At 69.0% G+C, this 5,053-nt stretch carries 4 protein-coding genes and 1 pseudogene; 1 reads left to right on the top strand and 4 read right to left on the bottom strand.

Annotated features, from left to right (window positions below):
- The 3 genes and pseudogenes from QN345_RS15480 to QN345_RS15470 all read right to left on the bottom strand — a co-directional run.
- Positions 1 to 609, bottom strand: a 609-nt coding sequence (locus QN345_RS15480; RefSeq protein WP_323508835.1) for a P-loop NTPase, incomplete at its 3' end; no start/stop codon positions are given.
- A 235-nt stretch (positions 610 to 844) separates the two neighbouring features.
- Positions 845 to 1,369: pseudogene (locus QN345_RS15475) on the bottom strand (DUF1003 domain-containing protein); the annotation flags it as partial.
- Entirely contained in the window at positions 1,356 to 2,687 is a 1,332-nt protein-coding gene (locus QN345_RS15470) for a magnesium transporter MgtE N-terminal domain-containing protein (RefSeq protein ID WP_134449548.1), read from the bottom strand. The gene QN345_RS15470 and the pseudogene QN345_RS15475, both read right to left, overlap by 14 nt.
- A 54-nt stretch (positions 2,688 to 2,741) precedes the next feature.
- Between QN345_RS15470 and QN345_RS15465 the strand changes: the two genes are divergently transcribed.
- Complete coding sequence (locus tag QN345_RS15465; protein ID WP_134449549.1) at positions 2,742 to 3,389, top strand: general stress protein; 648 nt, start codon at positions 2,742 to 2,744, stop codon at positions 3,387 to 3,389.
- A gap of 101 nt (positions 3,390 to 3,490) precedes the next feature.
- On the opposite strand, the gene QN345_RS15460 is transcribed toward QN345_RS15465, so the two are convergent.
- Positions 3,491 to 5,038, bottom strand: a complete 1,548-nt coding sequence (locus QN345_RS15460) for an aminopeptidase P family protein (protein ID WP_174774611.1) — start codon at positions 5,036 to 5,038, stop codon at positions 3,491 to 3,493.
- Between the last annotated feature and the right edge of the window lie 15 nt (positions 5,039 to 5,053).

The following is a 5,053-nucleotide window of genomic DNA, read 5'->3' as shown; positions in this document are numbered from 1 at the left end:
GTAATTGATCGGCGGCAGGATCATGTCGCCGACCCTGGTCGGTTTGACCGCTGTCCCCTTGGCGCCGTCGACGCCGGGCGTGACGAGGCCGAGCAGTCCGGGAATGGAGAAACCGTAGACATCCGCGTCGACGACGCCGACCTTGAGGCCGCGGCCGGAGAGCGCGACGGCGAGGTTCGCCGTGATCGTCGACTTGCCGACGCCGCCCTTGCCGCTCGTCACGAGGTAGACCCGGGTGAGGGAACCCGCACCGAACTGCGTCGTGCGCGCGGCCGCGCCGCCGCGGAGTTTCTCGGTCATCGTGCGGCGCTGCTCACGGGTCATCACGCCGACCGACACGGTCACGTGTCCTGGACCGGCGACGGACTCTGCCGTCTCGAGCACGTCCCGTTCGATCTGGCGTGCGGCGGGGCATCCGGCGATCGTGAGCAGCAGGTCGACGGTGGTGTGCCCGTTCCCGGTGTGCACCCCGGCGACCATGCCGAGCTCGGTGATCGGCTTGCGGATCTCCGGGTCGATCACCCGGGAGAGCGCAGCGCCGACCCTGGCGTCGATCCCGGCGGGGTCGGCGGTTGCCGTACCCGGTGCCAGGGGCGAGTCAGCGGCCAATCGGGGGTCGCTCCTCGATGGTCCTGGCGGATGCCGGGGGTGAGGCGGGCGTTGCCGGTGCGGCTGATGGTGCGGGTACGGCTGACGCAGCTGGTGCGGTTGTGGGTTCGACGCCCCGTGCCGTCGCCTGCGCCGTGGCGGTTGCCCTGTCCTGGCCTGCCTCGCGGTCGTGGTCGTGGTCGTGGTCGATTTCCCGCTCGCGGTCGCCCTTGCGGGAGCGTTTGCGGCTGCGCTTCTCCTCGTCCTCACGCTGTTCGAGGTTCTCGAGCAGGGCGCGGAGTTCGCTGCGGAGGAAGTCGCGGGAGGCGAGGTCCTTCATGCCGAGGCGGAGGGCGACGACCTCGCGGGCGAGGTACTCGGTGTCGGCGAGGTTGCGTTCGGCGCGCTGCCGGTCCTGTTCGAACTGGACCCTGTCGCGGTCGTCCTGACGGTTCTGCGCGAGCAGGATCATCGGGGCGGCATAGGAGGCCTGCATCGAGAGCACGAGGGTGAGTGCGATGAAGCCGAGCGCGACGGAGTCGAAGCGCCATGCGACGGGGGCGAGGGTGTTCCAGCCCATCCAGAAGAGAACGAAAAGCGTGAGCCCGAGCAGGAACCACGGGGTGCCCATGCCGCGGGCGATGGCCTCTGTCAGCCGGCCGAAACGGTCGCTCGACGGCCGGTCGCGGTTGCGATTGCGGTTCCTGGTTCGCGACAGGGGAGCGACGCGCAGGCCCTTGGGCGAGTCGAGGCGTTGATCCGAGCGATCACTTCGGGCCATTGCCGGTCCTCCGTCCGTGTGGCAGCGGGATACTTCCCGTCTTCAGCTCGCTGCGGGCGGCTGCCCGGCGGCGTACATCGTCATTGCCGTCGTGACTTCGCCAGTCGTCTGGCAACAGGTAGTCGAGGACATCGTCAATTGTCACCACCCCGACGAGTCGGTGGTTGTCGTCGACAACGGGAACGGAGACGAGGTCGTAGCTCGCGAGGATCCGGGTGACCTCCGCGGCCGAGGTGTCTGCGGTGACGGGGTCGAGACCCTGGTCGAGCAGCGTGCCGAGGCGCTCGTGCGGCGGGTAGCGCAGCATCCGCTGGAAATGCACCATGCCGAGGAAACGGCCGGTCGGCGGCTCGTACGGCGGGAGGGTGACGCAGATCGCAGCTCCGAGCGCTGGCGCGAGGTCGTGGCGGCGGATCAGGGCGAGGCCCTCTGCGACGGTCGCGTCGGCGGAGACGATGATGGGCTCCGTCGTCATCAGGCCACCGGCCGTGTCCGGCGCGTAGGTGAGCAGGAAGCGCACGTCGTCGGCTTCCTCCGGCTCCATCAGGTCGAGCAGCTGCTCGCCGTGTTCCTCAGGCAGCTGGGCGATGAGGTCGGCTGCGTCGTCCGGTTGCATGTGGTCGAGCACGTCGGCGGCGCGGGCGTCGCCGAGCCGGGTGAGGATGGCGACCTGTTCGGTCTCCGGCATCTCCTCGAGGACGTCGGCGAGGCGGCCGTCGGGAAGCTCGCTCGCGACCTCGTGCATGCGCTCGGGCGGAAGGTCGAGCATCGTGTTGGCGAGGTCGGCGGGCTTGAGGTCGGAATAGGTCGCGATGAGCTGCTCGGCGGACTGGGCCTGGCCGACGGTGGTCTTCTCGCGGACGTCGCTCCAGGTGGCGAACGTCGTCGCGCCCTTCGCGAAGAGGGACACGCTCGCCTTGGGACGGCGGACGAAGAGCTGGGCGATCTCCCAGGCTCCCTGCTTGGTCTCCTCGATCGACACGTCCTCGACGGTCGCCTCGCCGGAGCCGTCGTTGAAGATGACCTCGCGGCCCAGGAGCTCGGCAATGACGCGGACCTCGCCGCCGCGCTGTTCGAAGCGGCGCACGTTGATCAGGCCGGTCGTGATGATCTGGCCGGAGCCGATGCTCGTTACCCGGCTCATCGACACGAAGACGCGGCGCTTGCCCGGGATTTCCACAATGAGTCCGACCGCGAGGGGCGGATCGTCTTTTCGGTAGACCACGAGCACGTCACGGACCTTGCCGACGCGGTCGCCCGCGGGGTCGAAGACGGAACACCCGGCCAATCGGGCGACGAAGACTCTGGTGGCAGTCACGTTACAAATGTAGGCCACCTGCGGCCCTTCGGCGTGCTGTGGAAGAATGGCGGCATGAGCAATCAGAACCCTTTTGGCAATCGCGGTCCGGCCCTGTTCCCCGTTTTACCCAAGGGCGAGGTGCTCGCGACCTATGAGACGTATGCCGAGGCGCAGGCCGCAGTCGACACCCTGGCGAAGGCTGATTTCCCGGTCAAGCAGCTCTCAATCGTCGGCAACGACCTCAAGACCGTCGAGCGAGTCACCGGGAAATTGACCTGGGGACGCGTCGCCCTCGCCGGTGCGGCCTCCGGCGCCTGGCTCGGAATCTTCTTCGGCCTGTTGTTCTTCATCTTCTCGCCGACCGGGGCTGGACTGCCCTTCGTCCTCGCTGCGGTGCTGATGGGCGCCGGATTCGGGATGCTGTTCGGTGTTGTGAGCTACGCGCTCAACCGCAGGCGCCGTGACTTCACCTCGACGATGCAGGTGATGGCGAGCAACTACCAGATCATCGTCGAGGCCGCGCTCGTGAACAAGGCGCGCAACCTCCTGCACGGCACAGTGGAACCCGTCGCGGTCAGGTCCGTCGATCCGGAGCCTGCCCAGCCGGAGCCCACGGCCCCGGCGGCCCGTCCGGACCAGCCTGCCCCGCCGTACGGCCAGTTCGCCCCTCCGGCGGTCACGCCCGCCCCGGAAGCCTCGCCCACCGCATCCACCGACTAGCCGCAGCTCCACAGCCCACGCAGGCTCGCGAAGGCGGGTGAATCGTCGGTTTGACCTCGTGAGAACGACGATTCACCCGCTTTCGCGGCGGGTGAGGCGGGTCAGGCGGTGAGAGAGGCGATCCAGGCCTCGACGTCGTCGGCGGTGCGGGGGATGCCGACGGACAGGTTTTCGGCGCCCGTCGCCGTGATCAGCACGTCGTCCTCGATGCGGACACCGATGCCGCGGAACTCGAACGGCACGGTGAGGTCGTCCGGCTGGAAGTACAGGCCCGGTTCGATCGTGAAGATCATCCCGGCCTCGATCACGCCGTCCAGGTACATGTCGCGCCTGGCCTGGGCGCAGTCGTGCACGTCGATGCCGAGGTGATGGCTCGTGCCGTGCACCATGTACCGGCGGTGCTGCCCGTTCTCCGGCTTGAGCGCCTCCTCGGCGGTGACAGGGAGCATGCCCCACTCCGCGGTCCGGCGGGCGATGACCGCCATGGCTGCGGCGTGCACCTCACGGAAGATCGCGCCGGGCCTGGCCACGGCGAACGCGGCATCCGCTGCCTCGCGCACGGCCTCATACACGCGACGCTGCACGGGGGAGAAGGTGCCGTCGACGGGGAGGGTGCGGGTGACGTCAGCGGTGTAATAGCTGTCGACCTCGATACCCGCATCGAGCAGGATCAGGTCGCCCGGGTTGAGCGGGCCGTCGTTGCGAGTCCAGTGCAGGATGCACGCGTGCGGGCCGGAGGCCGCGATCGTGTCGTACCCGACCGCGTTCCCGTCGGAGCGGGCGCGGGTGTTGAAGACGCCCTCGACGAGGCGTTCGCCGCGTTCGTGGGCGCTCGACCGGGGCAGGTCGCGAATGACGTCCTCGAAGCCCCGCCCGGTGGCCGCGATCGCGAGGCGCATCTGGGCGATCTCGTAGGAGTCCTTCACGAGGCGCAGCTCGGACAGGTCGCGGGCGAAACGGTCGTCCGTTTCGTGCTCGCCGTTGACCTCGAGGCTGAACGGAGTGTTCGTGGCGTTGTCGCCGAGCACCTTGTCCGCGGCGAAGCGGAGGCGGCCCTCGTCGACGGCCACGGTGAACGCCGGGTCTGCCTCGCGGATGACGAGCGTCTCGGAGTCGACGACCGTGAGCACAGAGTCGAGGTCGGCGATCCCGCGCACGGTGATGGCGAGGTCGCTCGCCACCTGGGCGATGGAGGGGCGCGGGCCGATCCAGAACTCGCCGATGTCCGCGTTGGCGTAGAACTCGTCGGAGTCGCGTCCGGCGCGCTCACGGAAGTACAGCGTCGCGTCGTGCCCGGTCGTCGTCGGCTCGAGCACGAGCACGGCTCCGGGCTCGGCGTCGCTGCCCCAGCCGGTGAGGTGCGAGAAGGCGGAGTGGGCGCGGAAGGCGTAGTCGGTGTCGTTCGAGCGCTGCTTGAGGCGGCCGGCCGGAACGATGAGGCGCTGCCCCGGGTACATCGCGGACACGCGAGCACGCCGTGCCGCTGCGAACGGCGCCTGCTCGCGGGCCGGCGGAAGCGTGTCGACGCGCTCGGCCCAGCCGCTGGAGATGTAGGACTTGAAGCCGTCCGACCCCGGCGTCGTCGAACGGTTCTCGTTCGGGCGGGGCTTGGCGGTGACGGTGGGCACGGTTTCGGTGGAATTGGCCATGGCCCCATTGTCCCA

This window comes from Cryobacterium sp. 10I1, from assembly GCF_035019805.1.
GTDB classification, from domain to species: Bacteria; Actinomycetota; Actinomycetes; order Actinomycetales; family Microbacteriaceae; genus Cryobacterium; species Cryobacterium glucosi.
This window is presented reverse-complemented; position numbering and strand designations above follow the sequence as displayed.